The 22,328-nt window shown below is 60.9% G+C and carries 15 protein-coding genes; 8 read left to right on the top strand and 7 right to left on the bottom strand.

The window, feature by feature from the left end; translation table 11 throughout:
• Positions 1 to 13: 13 nt before the first annotated feature.
• Together ppnN and queF are read right to left on the bottom strand one after the other, a co-directional pair.
• A complete protein-coding gene (gene ppnN / locus EKL15_RS00845; RefSeq protein WP_038878760.1) occupies positions 14 to 1,378 on the bottom strand; it encodes a nucleotide 5'-monophosphate nucleosidase PpnN in 1,365 nt (454 codons plus the stop codon).
• Between the two features lie 192 nt (positions 1,379 to 1,570).
• Entirely contained in the window at positions 1,571 to 2,416 is an 846-nt protein-coding gene (gene queF, locus EKL15_RS00850) for an NADPH-dependent 7-cyano-7-deazaguanine reductase QueF (protein ID WP_060441352.1), read from the bottom strand.
• Between the two features lie 63 nt (positions 2,417 to 2,479).
• On the opposite strand from queF, the gene syd reads away from it, so the two are divergent.
• Entirely contained in the window at positions 2,480 to 3,028 is a 549-nt protein-coding gene (gene syd, locus EKL15_RS00855) for a SecY-interacting protein (protein WP_038878762.1), read from the top strand.
• A gap of 609 nt (positions 3,029 to 3,637) precedes the next feature.
• Here syd and EKL15_RS00860 read toward each other — a convergent pair.
• Positions 3,638 to 4,876 carry an MFS transporter gene (locus tag EKL15_RS00860; protein WP_087763679.1) on the bottom strand — a complete coding sequence of 413 codons (1,239 nt, stop codon included), beginning with the start codon at positions 4,874 to 4,876 and terminating at the stop codon, positions 3,638 to 3,640.
• A 178-nt stretch (positions 4,877 to 5,054) separates the two neighbouring features.
• Between EKL15_RS00860 and EKL15_RS00865 the strand changes: the two genes are divergently transcribed.
• The 5 genes from EKL15_RS00865 to EKL15_RS00885 all read left to right on the top strand — a co-directional run bounded on the left by EKL15_RS00865 (position 5,055) and on the right by EKL15_RS00885 (position 15,218).
• Positions 5,055 to 5,381, top strand: coding sequence for a YqcC family protein (locus EKL15_RS00865; RefSeq protein WP_033638567.1), 327 nt, complete (start codon positions 5,055 to 5,057; stop codon positions 5,379 to 5,381).
• 146 nt (positions 5,382 to 5,527) lie between these two features.
• Positions 5,528 to 11,503, top strand: a complete 5,976-nt coding sequence (locus tag EKL15_RS00870) for an alpha-2-macroglobulin (RefSeq protein ID WP_203088662.1) — start codon at positions 5,528 to 5,530, stop codon at positions 11,501 to 11,503.
• A 49-nt stretch (positions 11,504 to 11,552) separates the two neighbouring features.
• Entirely contained in the window at positions 11,553 to 13,901 is a 2,349-nt protein-coding gene (pbpC, locus tag EKL15_RS00875) for a penicillin-binding protein 1C (RefSeq protein WP_100396809.1), read from the top strand.
• A 60-nt stretch (positions 13,902 to 13,961) separates the two neighbouring features.
• A complete protein-coding gene (gene truC / locus EKL15_RS00880) occupies positions 13,962 to 14,732 on the top strand; it encodes a tRNA pseudouridine(65) synthase TruC (protein ID WP_033654120.1) in 771 nt (256 codons plus the stop codon).
• Between the two features lie 33 nt (positions 14,733 to 14,765).
• A complete protein-coding gene (locus EKL15_RS00885; RefSeq protein ID WP_033654121.1) occupies positions 14,766 to 15,218 on the top strand; it encodes a flavodoxin in 453 nt (150 codons plus the stop codon).
• 57 nt (positions 15,219 to 15,275) lie between these two features.
• Here the strand turns inward: EKL15_RS00885 and EKL15_RS00890 are convergent, their stop codons facing one another.
• The 4 genes from EKL15_RS00890 to map form a co-directional block, all read right to left on the bottom strand.
• Complete coding sequence (locus EKL15_RS00890) at positions 15,276 to 15,665, bottom strand: DUF3461 family protein (protein WP_004931929.1); 390 nt, start codon at positions 15,663 to 15,665, stop codon at positions 15,276 to 15,278.
• Between the two features lie 129 nt (positions 15,666 to 15,794).
• Positions 15,795 to 16,619 carry a 2,3,4,5-tetrahydropyridine-2,6-dicarboxylate N-succinyltransferase gene (gene dapD, locus EKL15_RS00895; protein ID WP_004931932.1) on the bottom strand — a complete coding sequence of 275 codons (825 nt, stop codon included), beginning with the start codon at positions 16,617 to 16,619 and terminating at the stop codon, positions 15,795 to 15,797.
• A 42-nt stretch (positions 16,620 to 16,661) separates the two neighbouring features.
• On the bottom strand, positions 16,662 to 19,325 hold the full coding sequence (glnD, locus tag EKL15_RS00900) for a bifunctional uridylyltransferase/uridylyl-removing protein GlnD (protein ID WP_197658933.1): 2,664 nt from the start codon (positions 19,323 to 19,325) through the stop codon (positions 16,662 to 16,664).
• A gap of 73 nt (positions 19,326 to 19,398) precedes the next feature.
• Positions 19,399 to 20,193: a type I methionyl aminopeptidase gene (map, locus tag EKL15_RS00905; RefSeq protein ID WP_004931936.1), complete on the bottom strand. Its 795-nt coding sequence runs from the start codon at positions 20,191 to 20,193 to the stop codon at positions 19,399 to 19,401.
• Between the two features lie 345 nt (positions 20,194 to 20,538).
• On the opposite strand from map, the gene rpsB reads away from it, so the two are divergent.
• Positions 20,539 to 21,264, top strand: a complete 726-nt coding sequence (gene rpsB / locus EKL15_RS00910; protein ID WP_016929891.1) for a 30S ribosomal protein S2 — start codon at positions 20,539 to 20,541, stop codon at positions 21,262 to 21,264.
• Between the two features lie 129 nt (positions 21,265 to 21,393).
• The gene (gene tsf / locus EKL15_RS00915) at positions 21,394 to 22,245 is read left to right on the top strand and encodes a translation elongation factor Ts (protein ID WP_033635739.1); all 852 of its coding nucleotides are present in this window, start codon (positions 21,394 to 21,396) and stop codon (positions 22,243 to 22,245) included.
• Positions 22,246 to 22,328: the final 83 nt, after the last annotated feature.

Below are 22,328 nucleotides of genomic sequence, written 5' to 3' on the forward strand. Positions count from 1 at the left end.
CCGGGATTGAGGGTCAGGCTACGATTTCGTAGCAGGGCACATAGGCGCTGCCCGGCAGCTTCATGCGGTGCTGGGCGACAAAGCCCTGCAGCAGGCTGTCCATCTGCTTCATCATCTGCGGTTCACCGTGCAGTTTGTACGGGCCGAACTGCTCGATGGCATGGATGCCATTTTCCTTCACGTTGCCGGCCACAATGCCGGAGAACGCGCGGCGCAGCGCGGCGGCCAATTGCTCCGGCGGCTGGTTCGGATACAGATTGAGGTTCGCCATGTTCTCATGGGTCGGCTCGAACGGCAGCTGCAGATCCGGCGCGATGCGGATCGACCAGTTGAAGCTGTAGGCGTCGCCGGTGTTGCGGCGGTTTTCCTTCACCAGCGGCATGGCTTGCTTCATCTGCCGCGCCACTTCCGCCGGATCGTCGATGATGATGGTGTAATGGCGGCGCGCTTCGTCGCCCAGCGTGTTCATGATGAACTCGTCCAGCACGCGGAAGTAGTCGGCGCTCTCTTTCGGCCCGGTCAGGATCAGCGGCAGCACCTGTTCGCTGTTCTCCGGGTTCATCAGGATACCCAGCAGGTACAGCAGCTCTTCGGCGGTGCCGACGCCGCCCGGGAAGATGATGATGCCGTGTGCGATACGCACGAAGGCTTCCAGGCGTTTTTCGATGTCCGGCATGATCACCAGCTCGTTGACCAGCGGGTTAGGCGGCTCGGCGGCGATGATCGACGGCTCGGTCATGCCGATGAAGCGGCTGTTGCGGTAGCGCTGCTGCGCGTGACCGACCGCCGCGCCTTTCATCGGCGCTTCCATGGCGCCCGGCCCGCAGCCGGTGCAGATGTTCAGCTCGCGCAGGCCCAGCTGGCTGCCGACCTTGCGCGCGTACAGGTATTCGTTTTCGTTGATCGAGTGGCCGCCCCAGCACACCACCATATTGGGATCTTCATCCAGATGCAGCGTGCGTGCATTGCGCAGGATCGAGAACACCAGGTTGGTGATGTGGGCCGAGTTTTCCAGGTTCAGGTGCTGGAAGCGGCCGGCGCTGGCGATTTGGCCATGCACGAACAGGATGTCGCGCAGCACGGCGAACAGGTTGGCCTGCAGCGAGCGGATGATGCGGCCGTCGACGAACGCCTCTTCCGGCGGATTGACCAGCTCCAGCTTCACCCCGCGCTCGCGGCGCAGCACGTTAATGTCGAAGGTTTCATAGCGCGACAGCAGCTGCTTGCTGTTGTCGGTTTGGCTGCCGGAGTTCAACACGGCCAGCGAACAGTTGCGGAACAGGCGGTACAGGTCGCTGCTGGCGGTGCGCTTCAGCATGTCTACTTCCAGCTGCGACAATAAATCCATAGAGCCAAGCGGGCTGATGTGTGTAATCAAGGTAACTCCTTTGCACCCGGTGCGGGGCGGTAGTAATCCATACGCAGCAAAACAGCATCTCGTTATGGTTGGCGTGCTGCGGCGAAGCGGGCGCTCTGCCCGGCCGCAGCCTCGTTTTAACCTTACCGCCGTCCCTGTGCTTTTACCAACACAAACCGCTCGTTAGCTCAGTTGTTGAGCAATGTTTCGCACTTATTGGCGCGCCAGACGGCCGTGCTCGGGGGCGAATTCGACGTTGCTGCGCCACGGGTTGATATCCAGCCCGCCGCGACGGGTATAACGAGCGTAGACCGTTAGGCTTTGCGGCCGGCAATAGCGCATCAGATCGTTAAAGATGCGCTCGACGCACTGCTCGTGGAATTCGTTGTGGTGGCGGAAGGAAACCAGATAGCGCAACAGCGCTTCGCGATCGATCTTGCCGCCGCGGTAGCTTATCTGCACCGAGCCCCAGTCCGGTTGGTGGGTGATCAGGCAATTGGACTTCAGCAGGTGGCTGACCAAGCGCTCTTCCACTACCTCTTCAGCGGCGGCGTTCAGCAGGTAGTCGGCGTTGAACTCATAATTGTCGATGCGGATATCCTGCTGGTCGATGCAATCGCCGGCCAGGCGGGCGATCGGCGTGCCTTCCAACTGCTCGACGCTGAACAGGGTGACGCTGACCTCGCCCTGGGCGCAGGCGGATAGATCGCGCTGCAGGGTGCTGCGCACCGTTTCCCAATCGGCGAACGGGGTTTGGTTGAAGCTGTTGAGGTACAGCTTGAAGCTTTTCGATTCGATCAGGTTCAGGCTGTCGGCGTTGAGGCTGATTTCACCGACCGCCACCTGCGGCAAGCCGTTGGCGTTCAGCCAGGAGAGCTCGTACAGCGTCCAGATGTCCGCGCCGTGGAAGGGCAGATTATCGGGATACAGGCCCAGCGGCTCGCGGTTCATGCTGCGCGGCACCGCCTGCAGCAGCGTGGCGTCGTAGCGATCGCGGTAGGCGGTGGGTTTGCCCAGCGTCAGCCCCGACAGGGCCTGATGGTCTTGATATGAGGACATCTGCTGTCACCTCGGTCAGAGATAGGTACAATGGCCGTCAGTTTAACGTATGCGAGAAAGAATATGGACCATGATGTATCGCACGCTCTGCGTGAATTCACTCAACGTTATGTCGAGTTGTGGCAGCAAGAGCGCGGCCACGCGCCGGCCAGCCAGGCGCTGTACGGCGTGCCGTCGCCCTGCATCGTGGAGAACCGCGAGGACGAAGTGCTGTGGTTGCCGCGGCCTTTCGAACCGGCGGCGACGCTGGAAAAGGTAGAAACCGCGCTGGAGCTGCGTTTGCAGCCGGATGCGCACCGCTTCTACACGCAGCAATACGCCGGTGACATGAGCGCGCAGTTCGGCGAGCATCGCCTGAGCCTGCTGCAGGTCTGGAGCGAAGAGGATTTTATCCGCCTGCAGGAGAACCTGATCGGCCATCTGGTGACGCAAAAACGTCTCAAGCTGTCGCCAACGCTGTTCCTGGCGACCACCGAATCCGAGATGACGATGGTGTCGTTGTGCAACGTCAGCGGCAACGTGGTGCTGGAACAATTCGGCAGCGATAAGCGCACCCTGCTGGCGGCGACGCTGGGGAATTTCCTCGATGCGCTGCGCCCGGTGTTGGACTGAATCGCGACGGATTCGCCGTCGCCCGTGTGAGAGATCTCTCACACGGCCTGTGAGAGATCGCTCTTAATTTTTCCCGCCTTTCTCCAGGCTATGAGATTATTGTTATCCAGATCAATTGGTTAGAATTTCTTTAGGATAACTCTTAGTCTTAATTTAGTGTGAGACACCTCCCAAACCCTTGTGATTCCGGGGAATTTAAGCGATCTTATCGTTACCGGAACGGAACCGGCGGAGCAGGAAAGCATCAGGATGATGCAGCTTCAGGAAGAAGAAAGGGATGCGCTCAGGCAAGAGCGAAGGATGGCGTCAGGAGATGCCCAGGATGTTTCAGGATAGAAACCAGGGACACCTCCAGGACGGAGATTGAGAGCCGGCACAGGACTGTCGGCGGGTCAGGAAGGCTGAGGAACCGCGTCAGGACGATGCTGCAGGATGATGCAAGGACCACTTGGTCAGGATGGCCGCAGGAAAAGTTTTCAAGGATTGAGCAGGGAGCACGCTGTGTAGCGGGATAGCTATAAAACGAACCGGGGGCACTGTTAACGCAGTGCCCCCAACTTTTTGTTTTATCCCGCTGCGCGTGCGCCCCGCCTTAATCCCTCTTCAGCGTTAACCAATCGCGCCCAGCGTATCGCCTGCGCCCTGTTTTTTCGGCAGCAGGAACAGCGTGGCGTAGATATCCAGCAGGTAAATTGCCGCCAGCAGGCTGATGGCCGCGGTAAACGACACCTGCGTCACCAGCGCACCGATCACCAATGGCCCCAGGCCGCCGACGCCGCGCCCCAGATTGAACAGGATGTTCTGCGCGGTGGCGCGCGCCTGCACCGGATAGGTATCGGAAATCAACGCGCCGTAGCCGCCGATCATGCCGTTGACGAACATGCCCATCACGGCGCCGGCGAACAGCATCAGCGTCGGGTCGCTCAACTGGGCGTAACCGATCACCATCACCACGGCGCCAATCTGATAAAGCACGAAGATCTTCCAGCGGGCGAAGCGGTCGGCCAGCATGCCAAACAGCCAGATGCCGAACGTCATGCCGACCACCGTCACCGCCGTCCACAGGCCGGATTTGGTGAGCGAGAAGCCAAAGTTTTTCGCCAGGTAAGTCGGCATCCAGATCATCAGGCCGTAGTAACCGAAGTTCTGCACCGAACAGAGAATGAAGATGCCGATGCTGGCCCTGCTGGTGGCGCGATCCTTAAACAGCAGGCGCAAACGCTGCAGGAAGGAGAGCGGTTGCCCGGCATCTTTCTGCCGCACGAATGCTTCCGGTTCGCCCAGGGTACGGCGGATCAGGAATGACGCCAGCGCCGGCAGCAGGCCGACCAAAAACATGCCGCGCCAGCCGATGTGTTCCAGCAGCAGCGGCGTCAGGAAGGCGGCCGCCAGCACGCCCAATTGCCAGCCCATGCCGACGTAAGCCGAAGCGCGGTTGCGCTTCTCCGCCGGCCAGGCTTCGGCGATCAGCGCCATGCCGATGCCGAATTCGCCGCCCAGTCCGATGCCCGCCAGGGTGCGATAGGCCAGCAGATCCCAATACCCTTGCGCCACGGCACACAGGCCGGTGAACAGGGAAAACATCAGGATGGTGATCGTGAGCACCCGGATACGGCCGAAACGATCGCTGAGGTGGCCGAAAATCACGCCGCCCAGCACCGCGCCGATCAGCGTCCAGGTGACCAGTGAACCGGCGGCCGATGAGGTTAATCCCAATTCGATGCTGATGGCCGGCAGCATAAAGCCGAGGATCAGCAGGTCAAACCCGTCCATGGCATAACCGGTGACCGAAGCCAGCATGGCCTTACCGGGCGTCGCGTGGTTTTTTTTCTCTGTTATTACGGACATGAATCTTTATCTGTGTGGTGAATTCGGTGGGCCTATTGTGCCGCGCGGCGGCGAACGCCACCAGATAAAAACGGTGAGCTGTCTCAGGCGCGCCGAATTTGGGCTATAAAAATGCTATGCTTTGCCGCCTTTCAGCCAGCGCGCTGAATACCATGATGACAAGAGATCGGGAATGCAGATGAGTATACATAACCAGGTGCGCCGCAGTTTGCAGGCGATTGAACAATCCATGCGCGATCTGGCGCTGTGGCAGGCCGCGCCGCCTGATCATGAGGCTTTCTCCAGCACCGAGCCGTTCTGCATCGATAGCATGTCGGCCGAAGCCTGGCTGCAGTGGGTGTTCTTGCCGCGCATGTATGCGTTGCTGGATGCCGAAGCGCCGCTGCCGACGCGCTTCGCCATCACGCCTTATTTCGAAGAGGCGTTGAAAGATCGTGAACCGAGCAGCCTGCCGCTGCTGGTGCTGCTGCAACAGCTGGATTTGATGTTGAATAAAGAGCCGTAATTCGCCGGCGGCGCGCAGATTTTTGCCGCCCGGCAGTGTAGAGTACTCGCGCGGATGCCGGGCAGGAGAGCCGACGGCGTCTTTCGGCTCGGTTGAACCGCGGCGGTTGACCGGGGGCTGCATTAGGATGATGAGGTGCTGCAATAATGGATTTATTAAGGTTTATCCTGCGTTTGCCTTTTACCCTGGTTAAGGGCGTTTGTCGCCTGCTGGGTGGGGTGTTGTCGCTGTTGGGGCGGTTGCTGAGACCGCTGGTCGGCAACCTCAGCTGGCGTGCGCCGGCCTGGTGGGCTGCGCTGCCGCGCGGTTTCTTGCGGCTCGAAAGCGGCGTGGATAAACACCCGAAAGCGATCGGTTTAGGCCTGTTGCTGTTGGCTGGCGCCGCAGGCGGCGCATTTTACGGCTGGCACTGGTGGCAAAACCGGCCTCAGCCTATCGAACCTGCACCGATGGTGGTTCAGGAGGTCAGCGCATCGCTTGCCAACCCCGAGCCAATAGATTACGCCGCCGCCCGGCAGGTGCCGCAAACGGTGAGCCTGACCTTCAGCGGGTCGGTCGCGCCGATCGCCGCAGTGGGTAAAACCGTGAGCGCCGGCATCACTCTGAAGCCGACGGCGGAAGGGCAGTGGGCATGGAGCAATGAGTCGACGCTGCTGTTCACGCCGAAAAAGCCGCTGCCGATGGGCGCGAAGTATGACGTGACCCTTGAGCCCGCCACCCTGCTGGCACCGCAGATCAAACTGGCCAAAACCCGCTATGCCTTCACCGTGCCCGCGTTCGATTACCGCCTGGGGCAGGCTGAGTATTACCGCGATCCGCAAGATGCGCAGAAACGCAGTGCGATTTTCAATCTGCAGTTCAACGCGCCGGTCGACGTCGCCAGCTTTGAAAAACAGATTTCGCTGGGGTTGAAAGAAGGCAGCACTTCCTCCGAGAAAAAGTTGAACTTCTCTCTGGTCTATGACGAGAAAAAACTGAACGCCTGGGTGCATTCCGAGCCGCTGCAGGCGCTGGATCAGGGCGGCGCTGTGCATCTGACCGTCGGCAAGGGCGTCAAATCGACGGCGGCCGGCAATGCGGTCGAAGAGGCGAAAAGCAACTGGGTCAAAGTCCCGACGCTGTACAGTCTAGCGCTGAGCGACGCCAGTGCCCAGGTCGTGGATACCGACGGCGGCCAAGGGCAGCGTGCGCTGGTGGTCGGTTTCAGCGATGCGGTGAAGGATAAAGAGCTGGCGCGGGCCACCAAAGCCTGGCTGCTGCCGCAGCACGATCCGAACGATGCCGAGGCCGCCAACGATGCCGAAGATTTCTATCAATGGACGGTCGACAGCGTCGGTAAAAACGTGCTGGCGCAGGCGACGGCATTGCCATTGACGCTTAACGAGGCGGAAGAGGCCTACCAGCCGCAGTTCAGCTTCCGCTTTGAAGCTCCGGCGCACCGCTTCGTGCTGATCGAGATAGACAACCAACTGGTCTCCGTCGGCGGTTACAAAATGCCGAAGAAGGTTTATCGGGTGGTCGAAGTGCCGGAGTTCCCGAAATCGCTGCAGTTCATGTCCGCAGGCTCGCTGCTGTCGGTCAACGGCGACAAACAGATCAGCGTGGCGGCGCGCAACGTGGCGGGCCTGCGGCTGGACATCAAGCGGGTGATCCCGAGCCAGCTGCAGCACATCGTCTCCTTCAAAAGCCGGGAATATTCGTCCACGGAATTCAACCGGCTCAACGATGAGTATTTCACCGAGCATTTCAAATACCAGACGGCGCTCAATAACGAGCGGCCGGGGGAAGTGAACTATCAGGGCATCGACCTCTCCCGTTATCTCTCCACCAACGCCAGTTCCCATCGCGGGGTGTTCCTGCTGACGCTGTCTGAATGGCAGCCGAACCGGAAACCGGCGGCGGAAGAGGCGGGTGCCGAGCCAGAACAGGAACCGGACGAGAGCACCGGAGATGATCAGCCCGACGTTGGCGATTCGCGCTTTGTGGTGGTGACCGATCTGGGCATCGTCGCCAAGAGCTCGCAGGATAAGACGCGCGACGTCTTCGTGCAGTCGATTCAAAGCGGCGCGCCGGTCAGCGGCGCCAACGTGTCGGTAGTGGCCAAAAACGGCGTGACGCTGCTCAGCCAAACCACCGGGGCCGACGGCCACGTGCGTTTCCCGGCGCTCGACGTGTACACCAACGAGCGCCAGCCGGTGATGTTCCTGGTGGAAAAAGAAGGGGATGTTTCCTTCCTGCCGACCGGCAGCTATAACGATCGCGGGCTGGATTTCTCGCGCTTCGACGTCGCCGGGGAGCAAACGCCGACCGATCCGCGTACGCTCGGCAGCTACCTGTTCTCCGATCGCGGCGTTTATCGACCGGGGGATACTTTCAATATTGGCCTGATCACCCGTGCCGCCGACTGGCGCGTTGGCCTGGCCGGCGTGCCGGTGCGCGCCGAAGTCCGCGACCCGCGCGACAAGCTGATGACCACCGTGCCGCTGACGCTGAGCGCCAGCGGTTTCAACGAGCTGAGCTATACCACCGATGAAAACTCGCCCACCGGCGAGTGGAACGTCTATCTGTATCTGATCGGCAAAAACAACGATACCTCCACGCTGCTCGGCCATACCGCGGTCAATGTGAAGGAGTTCGAGCCGGATCAGCTGAAAGTGAAGCTGGCGCTGACGCCGAATCGCCAGCAAGGCTGGGTCAAACCGTCCGAGCTGAAGGCCAGCATCGATGTGCAGAACCTGTTCGGTACCCCGGCGCAGGATCGCCGCGTGACCACCAGGCTGACGCTGCGGCCGATGTATCCGAGCTTCGATCGCTTCCCAGATTATGCGTTCTATGAAAACCGGCAAAACAGCGACGGGTTCGAAACCGAGCTGGAAGATCGCACCACCGATGAGCACGGCGCGGCCGAAATCCCGCTCGATCTGAAATCCTACGCCGACGCCACCTATCAGCTGCAGCTGCTGTCGGAGGCGTTCGTCGCCGGCGGCGGGCGCTCGGTGGCGGCTACCGCCCGCACGCTGGTTTCGCCTTACGATTACCTGATTGGGGTGAAGGCGGACGGCGATCTGGGCTACATCAACCGCGACGCGGAGCGGCATCTGAACGTGATCGCCATCGATCCGAATCTGCAGCAGATCGCCATGCCGAACCTGAAGCAGGTGTTGATCGAGCAGAAATACATCTCGGTGCTGACCAAACAGGATTCGGGCGTTTACAAATACCAGTCGAAGATGAAGGAAGTGCAGCTGTCGGAACAGCCGCTGGCGCTGAGCGAGCAGGGCGCGGATCTGCGGCTGGCGACCGATAAGCCGGGCGACTTCGTGCTGGTGATTGAAGATGCGCAGGGCAAAACGCTCAACCGCGTCGCCTACAGCGTGGCCGGCAACGCCAACCTGAGCCGTTCGCTGGATCGCAACGCCGAACTGAAGCTGAAACTGAACCAGGCGGAATATCAGCCGGGCGAGGAGATCGAGGTGGCGATCAACGCGCCTTATACCGGTAGCGGCTTGATCACCATCGAGAAGGACAAGGTTTACGCCTGGCAGTGGTTCCACACCGATACCACCAGCTCGGTGCAGAAGATCCGCGTGCCGGCCGGCATGGAGGGCAACGGCTACATCAACGTGCAGTTCGTGCGCGACATCAACTCCAGTGAAATCTTCATGAGCCCGCTGAGCTATGGCGTGATGCCGTTCAAGATCAGCACCCAGGCGCGGCAAAACAGCCTCGAGGTGACGGCGCCGGAAGTCATCAAGCCGGGTGAAAACCTGACGATGACGGTCAAGACCGACGCACCGCAGCAGGTGGCGCTGTTTGCCGTCGATGAGGGCATTCTGCAGGTGGCGCGCTACCGCCTGAAGGATCCGCTGGAGTTCTTCTTCAGCAAGCGTGAACTGAACGTGAGCAGCTCGCAGATCCTCGACCTGATCCTGCCGGAGTTCAGCAAGCTGATGGCGCTGACCGCTGCGCCGGGCGGCGACGCGGGCGAAGGGCTGGATCTTAACCTCAATCCGTTCAAGCGCAAACGCGACAAGCCGGTGGCCTATTGGTCCGGTATTACCGAGGTCAGCGGCGAGAAGCAGTTCGTCTATCCGGTGCCGGACTACTTTAACGGCAAGATCCGCGTGATGGCGATTTCGGTGACGCCGGAGAAAATCGGCAAGGCGCAAACCGCCGCCACGGTGCGCGACAACTTCATCATGACGCCGAACGTGCCGGCGATGGTGGCGCCGGGCGACGAGTTCGACGTCAGCGTGGGCGTCAGCAACAACCTCGAAGGGCTGAACGGCCAGTCGGTGGCCATCAACGTTCTGTTGACGCCGCCGCCGCAGTTGGAGGTGGTGGGCAACGCGACGCAAAGCCTGACGCTGGCGGAAAAACGCGAGGGTGTGATCACTTTCCGTCTGCGCGCCAAATCCGCGTTGGGCGATGCGCCGCTGGTGTTCGACGCCCGTTACGGCGATCAGGCCAGCCGCCGCACCGTCAGCACCTCGGTGCGGCCGGCGGCGCCGTACCGCACCCAGTCGGTGATGGGGCGCATGAGCGGCAGCAGCCAGAACGTCGATGGCCTGCGCCAGATGTTCGACGCTTTCGCGCAGCGCCGGGCGGCGGTGTCGAATTCGCCGCTGGTGCTGACCAGCGGGCTGGCGCAATACCTGGCGGATTACCCGTATTACTGTTCCGAGCAGATCGTTAGCCGCTCCATTCCGCTGATGCTGCAGAGCCGCCACCCAGAGATGAAAAGCAGCCTGAGCCAGGCGGAAGTCAGCAAGCAGCTGCGCAACCTGCTTGGCGTGCTGCGCGCGCGCCAGAACGACAGCGGGGCGATCGGCGCCTGGCGTTCGTCGCCGGATGCCGATCCTTTCGTCACGCCTTATGTGGTGCAGTATCTGCTCGAAGCCAAAGCGGCGGGCTACGCCCTGCCGGAAGGCATGCTGGATGAGGCCAACGGCGCGTTGCGCGAGCTGGCGGCCAGCGGATTCGACGATCTGTATCTGCTGCGCCTGCGCAGCTGGGCGGTTTACCTGCTGACGCTGCAGGGCGAAGTGACCACCAACTCGCTGGCGGCGGTGCAGGATACGCTGCAAAAACGCTATGGCGAAGGGTGGAAAACCGATCTGAGTGCGCTGTATCTGGCTTCTTCCTACCGCCTGTTGAAGATGGACGACGAAGCCGCCACGTTGCTGCAACCGAGCTGGCAGCAGCTGAGCAAGGCGTATGACAGTGCCTGGTGGACGCAGAATTATTTCGATCCGCTGGTGCAGGATGCGACTCGGCTGTATCTGATTACCCGTCACTTCCCGGAGAAAGTGGCGTCGATCCCGCCGCAGGTGCTGGAGAATATGGTCAAGGCGCTGAAAGAAGAGCGTTACACCACCTACTCTTCCGCGATGAGCATTCTGGCGCTGGAAAGCTATTCGGCCCAGGTGGCGGCGCAATCCGCCAATGCGGATGCCTTGGGCATCGTGCAGGTAGGCAAAGCCGGCGGCGAGCCGCAGCGCATCAGTGAGCTGCAGGGGTTGTTCGTGCAGGGGCAGTTCAACGCCGATGCTACCGCTGTGCGCTTCACCAACGGCGGCAATGCGCCGGCCTGGTATGTGGTGACGCAGGCCGGTTACGACCTGAATGCGCCGCAAAAAGCGCTGTCGCGCGGGATTGAGATCGTTCGCGATTACACCGACGAACAGGGCAAACCGGTGACGCAGGTGACGCTGGGGCAGAAGATCAACGTCCATCTGAAGGTGCGCGCCAACTCGAAAGAGGGGCAGAGCAACCTGGCGATCGTCGATCTGCTGCCGGGCGGGTTCGAAGTGGTGCAGCAGACGCCGCCGGAACCGGCCGACGCCGGCGAGGAGAGCGAAGGCCGCGGCGGTTGGCAGTCGCCGCTGGCCGCTACCGGCTCCACCTGGGCGCCGGATTACAGCGATATCCGTGAAGATCGGGTGATTATCTACGGCAGCGCCGGCACCGAGGTGCAGGAGTTCGTCTATCAGATCAAGGCCACCAATACCGGCAGCTTTATTATTCCACCGGCCTATGGCGAAGCCATGTATGACCGAGAAGTGCAGGCGATGTCGGCCGGCGGTGGCAAGCTGGTGGTGGTGCCGGCGGGCAACGACTAGGCCGGATCCGGCGCCAGGCCAGCGTCTGGCGCCGGGGCGGTGATAACGTATGAAGATCCTGACCGGGCGCGTGCTGCAAAACGGCTTGATGGCGGCGTTTTTACTGGCGCTGCTGCTGACCGCGATTCGGCTGTGGCCGCATCCGCCCCTGTGGCAGGGGCTGCCGCAGTCTTCCGTCTATTACGACAGGCACGGCGCGCTGCTGCGTATCACGTTGGCCAACGACGACCGCTACCGGCTGTGGACCCCGCTGGAGCAGGTGTCGCCGCTGGCGGTGCGTGGGCTGCTGCTGCACGAAGACCGCTGGTTCTACTACAACCCCGGCTTTAACCCCGTTAGCCTGATGCGTGGCTTCTGGCGCAGCTATGTCGCCGGCGGCAAAATGCAGGGCGGGTCGACCATCAGCATGCAGCTGGCGCGCATGCGCTGGCATCTCAACACCCGCACGCCGGGCGGCAAGCTGCTGCAGGTGCTGCGCGCGGTGCAGCTGGAGCTCAGCTACTCCAAGCACGATATCCTGGAAGCCTACCTGAATTACGCCCCTTACGGCCGCAACATCGAAAGCATCGGCGCTGCCAGCCTGATCTATTTCGCCAAGTCGCCGAAGGATTTGACCCTGCCGGAGGCGCTGACGCTGGCGGTGCTGCCGCAGTCGCCCAGCTACCGTCTGGAGCCGAAAACCGGCGTGCTCGGCGCTGCATTGACGCAGGCGCGCAACCGTCTGTTCCAGCGCTGGCAGCGGGTTTACCCCACCGACGCCAGCCAGCAAACGCTGTTCCGCCTGCCGCTGGCGCTGCGACAGCCTGAGCAAGTGCCCTATATCGCGCCGCACTTTATCGAGCAGCTACGGCTGCAGACGCAGCAACTGGTGCAGCGCGATACGCGCGTCGATACCACGCTGGACGCCGGGTTACAGCGGCTGGTCGAGCGGCAGGTCAACGCGTTTATCGCCCGCAACCGCAGCCGCGGCATCCAAAACGCCGCGGTGCTGCTGGTGGACAGCCGCGATATGGGGGTGCGTGCGCTGGTGGGATCGGCGGACTATTACAATCGGCCGATCCAGGGGCAGGTAAACGGTACCAACGCCAAGCGCTCGCCGGGTTCGACGCTGAAGCCGTTCATCTACGCGCTGGGCATGGAGCAGGGCGTGCTGCATCCGATGACCATCCTGAAAGACGTGCCTTCGTCGTTCGGCGCCTATGCGCCGGAAAACTTCGACCGGCGCTTTCTCGGCCCGGTGACCGCCACCGATGCGCTGAATTTCAGCCGCAACATTCCGGCAGTGTATGTCGCCTCGCAGCTGCGCCAGCCGACCTTTTATCAGTTTTTGCGTCTGACCGGCGTGGCCAATATGGCCAACGAGAGCCACTACGGGCTGTCGTTGGTGCTGGGCGGTGGCGAGGTGACGGCGCAGGAATTGGCGAAGCTGTATGCGCTGCTGGCGAACCGCGGCGAGCTGCGGCCGCTGCGCATGCAGCTGAACGAGGCCGAATCGACGCCGGTTCGGCTGCTGAGCGAGGAGGCCAGTTTCATCACGCTGGATATGCTGCGCCAGCACCGGCGGCCGGGCGATACGCTGGCACAGCGTTCTTCTTCGCTGCCGGTGTACTGGAAGACCGGCACCTCGTGGGGCTTTCGCGACGCCTGGAGCGTCGGGATTTTCGGGCCTTACGTGCTGGTGGTGTGGGAGGGCAATTTCGACGGGCGCGGCAACAATGCGTTGGTCGGCGCCGAGGCGGCAGCGCCGCTGTTCTTCAACATCATCGACAGCGTCAACGCCAGCTATCCTGGCCTGCGGGAACCGAAGCACCCGTTCCCCCAACGGCTGCGGCGGGTGGAGATCTGTCTCGCCAGCGGCGATCTGCCCACGCCATGGTGCCAGCAGAAGGGCAAGACCTGGTTTATTCCCGGCAAATCGCCGATCAAGGTCGACAGCGTCTATCGGCCGGTGGTGCTGGATATTCACAGCGGCGAGGTCGTCTGCCCGCCGTATGACGCGGCGCAGACCCGCACCGAAATCTTTGAGTTCTGGCCTTCCGATTTGGCCAACGTGTTCGCCCAGGCCGGGCTGCCGAAGCGGGCGCCGCCGGTCAACCGCTGCAAGGACAACGGCGTCGCCGTCGGCGGCAACGCGCCGCGCATCACTTCGCCGCTGAAAAACACCACCTATACCCTGCGCCAGTCGCAGCAGGGGCGAGATAAAATCGCCTTCAACGCGGTGACGGACGCCGACAGCAAGACGGTGTACTGGTTCGTCGACGATATCTATCTCGGCAGCAGCGCCAGCAAAAAGCCGATCGACTGGCGGCCGATCAACAACGGGCGCTACCGCATTCGGGCGGTGGACGATCGCGGCCGCGCCGATACGCGCCTGGTGACCATCGAATGGGTGAACTAGCGCTGAGCCGCACGCCTGTTATACTCGCGCCCGAAACGGCTATTTACCTGGGAAAGCGATGTGATTGAGATTTTGTATCAGGATGAACACCTGGTGGCGGTGAACAAGCCGTCGGGCTGGTTGGTGCACCGCAGTTGGCTGGACCGTCATGAAACTCGCTTTATGATGCAGACGGTGCGCGATCAGCTCGGGCAGCACGTCTTTACCGTGCACCGTCTCGATCGCCCGACTTCCGGCGTGCTGCTGATGGCGCTCTCCAGCGAGGTGGCGCGCCTGCTGTCGCAGCAGTTCGAGCAGCATCAGGTGCAGAAAACCTACCATGCGGTGGTGCGCGGCTATGTGCAGGAGGGGGCGACCCTCGACTACCCGCTGACGGCGGAGCTGGACAAAATCGCCGATAAACATGCCGATGCCGATAAGGGACCGCAGCCGGCGGTGACGCACTACCGGCCGCTGGCGCAGGTAGAGATGCCGGTGGCCGTCGGCCGCTACGACAGCGCGCGCTACAGCCTGGTGGAGCTGCAGCCGGAAACCGGCCGCAAGCACCAGCTGCGGCGCCACATGGCGCATCTTCGCCATCCGATCATCGGTGACAGCAAGCACGGCGATCTGCGGCAGAACCGCGGTATGGCGCAGCATTTCGGCTGCCCGCGTCTGATGCTGCACGCCAGTCATCTGCAGCTGACGCACCCGGTGACCGGCGAGCCGCTGCGGGTGACGGCGCGCTGGGACGAAGACTGGCAAGGGGTGATGGCGCAGTTCGGCTGGGCGGGGGTATTCCCTGAACTTGCCGGGGTTGAGTTTAGCGCGGCTAACGGTCAGGATAGCTGACAATTTTTAAAGGTAATGAAGGGAGTAGGAGCCATGGCTCAGGTTGGTATCTTCGTGGGAACGGTCTACGGCAATTCGCTGCTGGTGGCGGAAGAGGCGCAAAACATCCTCAGCGAGCAGGGCCATGAGGTCAAACTGTTCGAAGAGGGCACGCTGGAGGCCTGGCAGTTTTATCGTCAGCACTACGCGCTGGTGATCACCTCCACCACCGGGCAGGGCGATCTGCCGGACAGCATCGCGCCGCTGTTCCACGCCATTCGCGATCAGGTCGGCTACCAGCCGGAGCTGCGCTATGGGCTGATCGCCCTCGGCGACAGCAGCTATGACAACTTCTGCGGCGCCGGGCGCGCGTTCGACGCGCTGCTGCAAGAGCAGGGCGCCACCCGTGTGAGCGAAGTGCTGGAGATCGATGCGATGGAACAGCCGGAGCCGGAAGTGGCCGCCTGCCCGTGGGTCGAGCAGTGGGGCACGCTGCTGCAATCGTAAAGTAAAAAGGCGCCGCGAAAGGGCGCCTTGGCGATGATGCGGGTCAACCGATCCGCATTATTTGCCGCGGGTGAGTTTTTCCAGATCGGCTTCGATCTCGGCAATCTTGTGCGACACCACGCCTTCGAGATGGCGCAGGTCGTCGAGAATTTTACGCTTCAGATCCACTTCTACCTGATCGCGCTGGCACAGCTGATCCAGTTCGTCGATCACGTAGCGCAGGTTCGGGTTGATCTCGTGAATTTCCTTGTAGCCCTGGCCGGCGTTGTCCGCCACCACGGTTTTACGCTGGCGCGGGTACTTGAACTTCACGCTCTTGGCGAAGAACTCGCCCTTGTCCTTGCGGAAATAGATCTTGAGGATGTCGTTGTTGGCCTCTTGACGCAGGCTATAGCGATCGACGTCTTCCGGTTGATTGATGCCCAAACTCTTCAAGTTATCGTACATACTGCGCCCTCTTTAGATGTGATCGTTATATTCCACGACTGCAATTATGGCGGAAAGCGAGATCTGCGACTGTGACTGCCAGCGAAACGCAGACAAAAAAATAGCGGGTAAATCACCCGCTATTTCAATTTAGTCGATAGTGCGCAATAACTCATTAATGCCGACTTTACCGCGCGTTTTGGCGTCGACTTTCTTGACGATCACCGCGCAGTATAGGCTGTAAGAACCGTCTTTCGAAGGCAGGTTGCCGGAAACCACCACCGAACCCGCCGGCACGCGGCCGTAATGGATTTCGCCGGTCTCGCGGTCATAGATGCGGGTGCTCTGGCCGAGGTATACGCCCATCGAAATCACCGAGCCTTCTTCCACGATCACGCCTTCCACCACTTCGGAGCGCGCGCCGATGAAGCAGTTGTCTTCGATGATGGTTGGGTTGGCCTGCAGCGGTTCCAGCACGCCGCCGATGCCGACGCCGCCGGACAGGTGAACGTTTTTGCCGATCTGCGCGCAAGAACCGACGGTGGCCCAGGTGTCGACCATGGTGCCTTCGTCGACGTAGGCGCCGATGTTAACGTAAGACGGCATCAGCACGGTGTTGCGCGCGATGAACGCGCCCTGGCGCACGGTGGCCGGCGGCACGACGCGGAAACCTTCCTTCTGGAAGCGCGCTTCGTCGTAGTCGGCGAACTTCATCGGCACTTTGTCGTAGTAGCGGGTTTCCGCGCCGTCCATCACCTTGTTGTCGTTGATGCGGAAAGAGAGCAGCACGGCTTTCTTCAGCCACTGATGGGTGACCCATTGGCCGTCGATCTTCTCGGCGACGCGCAAGGCGCCGCTGTCCAGCAGGCCGATCACCTGGTTTACCGCTTCGCGCGTTACGGTGTCTACGTTCGCCGGGGTGATGTCCGCACGGCGCTCGAAGGCGCTTTCAATAACGTTCTGTAATTGCTGCATGCTGTTCTCTTTCCTGATGTTGTCGGTAAAAAGTTACTTGTATCACATTTTATCGTTTGGGGTGAGGGCCTCTGTCAACCGTTGCTCCAACTTTCTGCGCGTTTCCTGATCGAGCGCGCGTCGCTCGCCGTCGGCCAGGATAAACAAGTCCTCGACCCGCTCGCCGATGGTGGTAATGCGCGCGCCGTGCAGCGACAGCCCCAGGTCGGCGAACACTTCGCCCACCCGCGCCAGCAGGCCTGGCTGGTCAAGTGCGATCAGCTCCAGGTAGCTGCGGCGATCGGTGTGGGTCGGCAGGAAGGTGACCTCGGTCGGCACGCTGAAATGACGCAGCTTGGAAGAAGGCCGGCGCACGCGCGGCGGCTGGTACTCCCGCTGGGTGATGGCCTGCAGCAAGGCTTGGCGGATCGCCGTGTGGCGATCCTGCGCCAGCGGGCTGCCGTCCGGCTCCAGCACGATAAAGGTGTCCATCGCCATGCCGTCGCGGTTGGTGAAGATCTGCGCGTCGTGCACGCTCAGATTGCGGCGATCCATCTCGCCGGCGACGGCGGCGAACAGGTAGGGGCGATCCGGGCTCCAGATAAAGATCTCGGTGCCGCCGCGCGTCGCCTGCCGGCTGACCAGCACCAGCGGCTGGGTGGAGTCGTGAGCCAGCAGGTGACGGGCGTGCCAGGCCAGCTGGTTCGGCGAGTGGCGCAGGAAATAGTCGGCGCGGCAGCGGCTCCAGATGCGGTGCAGCGCCTCTTCGTCGATGTTGTCCATGCGCAGCAGCGCCAGCGCCTGCAGGCGGTGATGGCGCACGCGTTCGCGCAGATCCGGGCTGTTCTGCATGCCGCGGCGCAGCTGCTTCTCGGTGGCGAAGTACAGCTCGCGCAACAGGCTCTGTTTCCAGCTGTTCCACAGGGTTTCGTTGGTGGCGCAGATATCCGCCACCGTCAGGCACACCAGGTAACGCAGGCGGGTTTCGCTCTGCACTTCGCTGCTGAACTGCTGGATCACCGTCGGATCCTGGATATCGCGGCGCTGCGCGGTGACCGACATCAGCAGGTGCCAGCGCACCAGCCAGGCCACCAGTTGGGTTTCGCGCGAGTTCAGGCCGTGCAGTTCGGCGAACTCCACCACGTCTTCCGCTCCGAGGATCGAGTGATCGCCGCCGCGCCCTTTGGCGATATCGTGGAACAGCGCCGCTAACAGTAATAATTCCGGGTGCGGCAGGCGCGGGTACAGCTCCACGCACAGCGGATGGCGTGGCCGGGTTTGCGCATCGGCGAAGCTCTCCAGCTTTTGCAGCACGCGGATGGTGTGTTCATCGACGGTATAGGCGTGGAACAGGTCGAACTGCATCTGGCCGACGATCTTGCCCCACTGCGGCATATAGGCCCACAGCACGCTGTGACGGTGCATCGGCACCAGCGCGCGCGAGACCGCGCCGGGATGGCGCAGAATGGCCATAAACAGATCGCGCGCTTCCGGAATGGTGCACAGCGGCTGTTTCAGATGGCGGCGGGCGTGGCGCAGCTGGCGCACGGTGGTGGAATAAATGCCCTTGATCTCGCGGTTGCGCACCATCAGGTAGAACATGCGCATGATGGCCTGCGGCTCGCGGATAAACAGCGTCTCGTCGCGCAGATCGATCAGATCGCCGCGCAGCTGGAAATCGTCGTTCAGCGGGCGCGGCTTCTCGGTGGCGTCCAGCGCCAGGATGGCTTCGTCGAACAGCTGCAGCAGCATGTGGTTCAGCTCGCTGACGCGCCGCGTCATGCGGTAGAAGTCTTTCATCATGCGTTCGACCGGCTCGTTGCCTTCGCCTTCATAGCGCAGCAGCTGCGCCACGCTGAGCTGGCGATCGAACAGCAGGCGGTTGTCGTAACGCGGCAGCACCAGATGCAATGCGAAACGGATGCGCCACAGGAAGCTCTGGCACTCGTTCAGCTCGTTGCGCTCGGCCTGGGTGAGGAAACCGAAGCCGACCATTTCGTCCAGCGAGGTGGCGCCGAAGTGGCGCCGCGCCACCCACAGCAGGGTGTGGATGTCGCGCAGGCCGCCAGGGCTGCTTTTGATATCCGGCTCCAGGTTATAGCTGGTGCCGTGGTAGCGCTGGTGGCGCTCCTGCTGTTCGTTGACCTTGGCGTGGAAAAACTGCGGCGAGGGCCAGAAGCCGTCGCTGAAGATATGTTTTTGCATCTGCAGGAACAGCGCGACGTCGCCGCAGATCATGCGCGACTCGATCAGGTTGGTGGCCACGGTCAGATCCGCCAATCCCTCCAGCAGACATTCTTCCAGGGTGCGCACGCTGTGGCCCACTTCCAGCTTGAGATCCCACAGCAGGGTGATGAATTCGCCGACCTGCTGCGACTGTTGTTCCGTCAGCCGGCGCTGGCTGAGCACCAGCACGTCGATGTCCGACAGCGGGTGCAACTCGCCGCGGCCGTAGCCGCCGACCGCCACCAGCGCAGTTTCCGGGATATCTTCGAAGCCGTAGAAGGTCCACAGCCGGCGCAGCAGGCGATCGATGAAGTCGCTGCGCGCCGCCACCAGGCTTTCGGCGCTGGCACCGGCGTCGAACGCTGCCGCCAGCCACAGCTGGAACTGCTCCAGCCGCTGTTTCAGCACCGGACAGGTGAGCTCGTCGTTGCCGTAGGTGCTGGGGGAGGCGGGCGGCATCGGCACGGCCGGGGCCGCTTGTTGAAGGAGATTGTCAGACATAGTGCGCAGCCCATAAAAAAGGCCGGCAAAAGCCGGCCTGGTGATATTCTGCACGCGGCGTTCGCCGCGGTGCTTACATCTCGTGCGTAATGATGTTGGGGATGGTGTCATCCTTGCGCAACGTCATTATCTCGCAGCCGTTATCAGTGACCACAATAGTATGCTCATACTGCGCCGACAAGCTGCGATCTTTGGTTTTTACCGTCCAGCCGTCTTTCATGGTGCGGATGCGGTAATCACCGGCGTTGACCATCGGTTCGATGGTGAAGGCCATGCCCGCCTGCAGGACCACGCCGCCGTCATCGGCATCATAGTGCAGCACCTGCGGCTCTTCGTGGAACACTTCGCCGATGCCGTGGCCGCAGTACTCGCGCACCACGGAGAACTTCTCGGCCTCGACGAATTGCTGGATAGCCTTGCCCAGGGTGCGCAGGCGGATGCCCGGCTTGACCATCTTCAGCGCCAGATACAGGCTTTCCTGAGTGACGCGGCACAGGCGCTCGCCCAGAATGGTCGGTTTGCCGACGATGAACATCTTCGAGGTGTCGCCGTGGAAACCGTCTTTAATTACGGTCACGTCGATGTTGACGATGTCGCCGTCCTTCAGCGTTTTGTCATCGCTCGGGATGCCGTGGCACACCACTTCGTTCACCGAGATGCACACGGATTTCGGGAAGCCGTGGTAGCCGAGGCAGGCGGAAATGGCCTGCTGCTCGTTGGTGATGTACTCGTGACAGATACGGTCCAGTTCGCCGGTGGTCACGCCAGGTTTGACGTGCGGCTCGATGATTTCCAGCACTTCGGCGGCCAGGCGGCCGGCCACGCGCATTTTTTGGATGTCATCAGGTGTTTTAATTGAGATTGCCATGAAATTCGTCCGCAGGTGTCGTTATCGTCGACAATAAGAAGCAGTGACTTATGGTATCAGCCCGGCCGGAGGCTGCCAAATTTCATTTCCCGATGCCCGGCGTAAAGCAACAAAAGTTGGTGTCTGCAGCGGGTTTATGGTATAAAGCGCGCCGGCGATCCGCGACTTGGTTCTTGTGACCTGGCAGGAATTGGCCGAAAATACTTTAACTGCACTCATTTTGTGTAAATAACACACACGTATCGGCACATCCGCCGGGGTGCCCTGAGGTGACTTGTCGCCGCCAGGGTCGGCGTTATGGGATACGTGGAGGCATAACCCCAATTAATCTATAGAGGTTTAATCATGGCAACTGTTTCCATGCGCGACATGCTCAAGGCTGGTGTTCACTTCGGTCACCAGACCCGTTACTGGAACCCGAAAATGAAGCCTTTCATCTTCGGCGCTCGTAACAAGGTTCACATCATCAACCTGGAGCAGACTGTACCAATGTTCAACGCCGCTCTGGCTGAACTGAGCAAGATCTCTTCCCGTAAAGGCAAGATCCTGTTCGTTGGTACCAAGCGCGCAGCAAGCGAAGCGGTAAAAGACGCTGCTAACAGCTGTGACCAGTTCTTCGTGAACCACCGCTGGTTGGGCGGCATGCTGACTAACTGGAAAACCGTTCGTCAGTCCATCAAGCGTTTGAAAGATCTGGAAATCCAGTCTCAAGACGGCACCCTGGACAAGCTGACCAAGAAAGAAGCGCTGATGCGCACTCGTGAACTGGCCAAGCTGGAAAACTCCCTGGGCGGTATCAAAGATATGGGCGGTCTGCCAGACGCACTGTTCGTTATCGATGCCGATCACGAGCACATCGCGATCAAAGAAGCCAACAACCTGGGTATCCCGGTATTCTCTATCGTTGATACCAACTCCAACCCAGACGGCGTTGACTTCATCATCCCTGGTAACGACGACGCAATCCGTGCAGTAAACCTGTACCTGACTGCCGTTGCTGCCGCTGTGCGTGAAGGTCGTTCTCAAGATCTGGCCGTTCAGGCGGAAGAAGGCTTCGTAGAAGCTGAATAATAAGGCAAGCTCGTCACTGAGCCCTTATTAACCAGGTATTGACATATGTTGGTTAGGGGGGCCTGTAAAGGCCCCCTTTGCTTATCTGAATGAGAACTGTCTCCACGCGAGATAACCGAGGAAAAATAAATGGCTGATATTACCGCTGCCCTGGTAAAAGAACTGCGCGAGCGTACCGGCGCTGGCATGATGGATTGCAAGAAGGCGCTGGTTGAATCCAACGGCGACATCGAACTGGCAATCGAAAACATGCGTAAGTCCGGTGCGATCAAAGCCGCTAAAAAAGCAGGCAACGTGGCTGCTGACGGCGTGATCAAAACCAAGATCGAAGGCAACTACGGCATCATTCTGGAAGTTAACTGCCAGACTGACTTCGTAGCAAAAGACGCCGGTTTCCAGGCGTTCGCCGACAAAGTGCTGGATGCCGCTATGGCCGGCAAAATCACTGACGTTGACGTGCTGAAAGCACAGTTCGAAGAAGAGCGCGTAGCGCTGGTGGCAAAAATCGGCGAAAACATCAACATTCGTCGCGTTGCTTCCCTGGAAGGCGAAGTGCTGGGCAGCTACCTGCACGGCGCGCGTATCGGCGTACTGGTTGCGGCTAAAGGCGCTGACGAAGAGCTGGTTAAGCAAATCGCAATGCACATTGCGGCAAGCAAGCCAGAGTTCGTGAAGCCAGAAGACGTGTCTGCTGAAGTGGTAGAAAAAGAGTACCAGGTTCAGCTGGACATCGCCATGCAGTCCGGCAAGCCGAAAGAAATCGCAGAGAAAATGGTTGAAGGCCGCATGAAGAAATTCACCGGCGAAGTTTCTCTGACCGGTCAGCCTTTCGTTATGGATCCGAGCAAATCCGTTGCTCAGGTGCTGAAAGAGCACAACGCTGACGTGACCAACTTCATTCGCTTCGAAGTGGGCGAAGGCATCGAGAAAGTCGAAACCGACTTCGCTGCTGAAGTTGCCGCGATGAGCAAACAGTCTTAATGACTGTCGATGGAACCGCCGTCTGGCGGTTCCATACTATCCAGCCAGAATTACACCGGTGGCAGGCCCTGCAGCGTGATTCT

The sequence above is a fragment of the Serratia sp. 4542 genome, from assembly GCF_016805595.1.
GTDB classification, from domain to species: Bacteria; Pseudomonadota; Gammaproteobacteria; order Enterobacterales; family Enterobacteriaceae; genus Serratia; species Serratia nevei.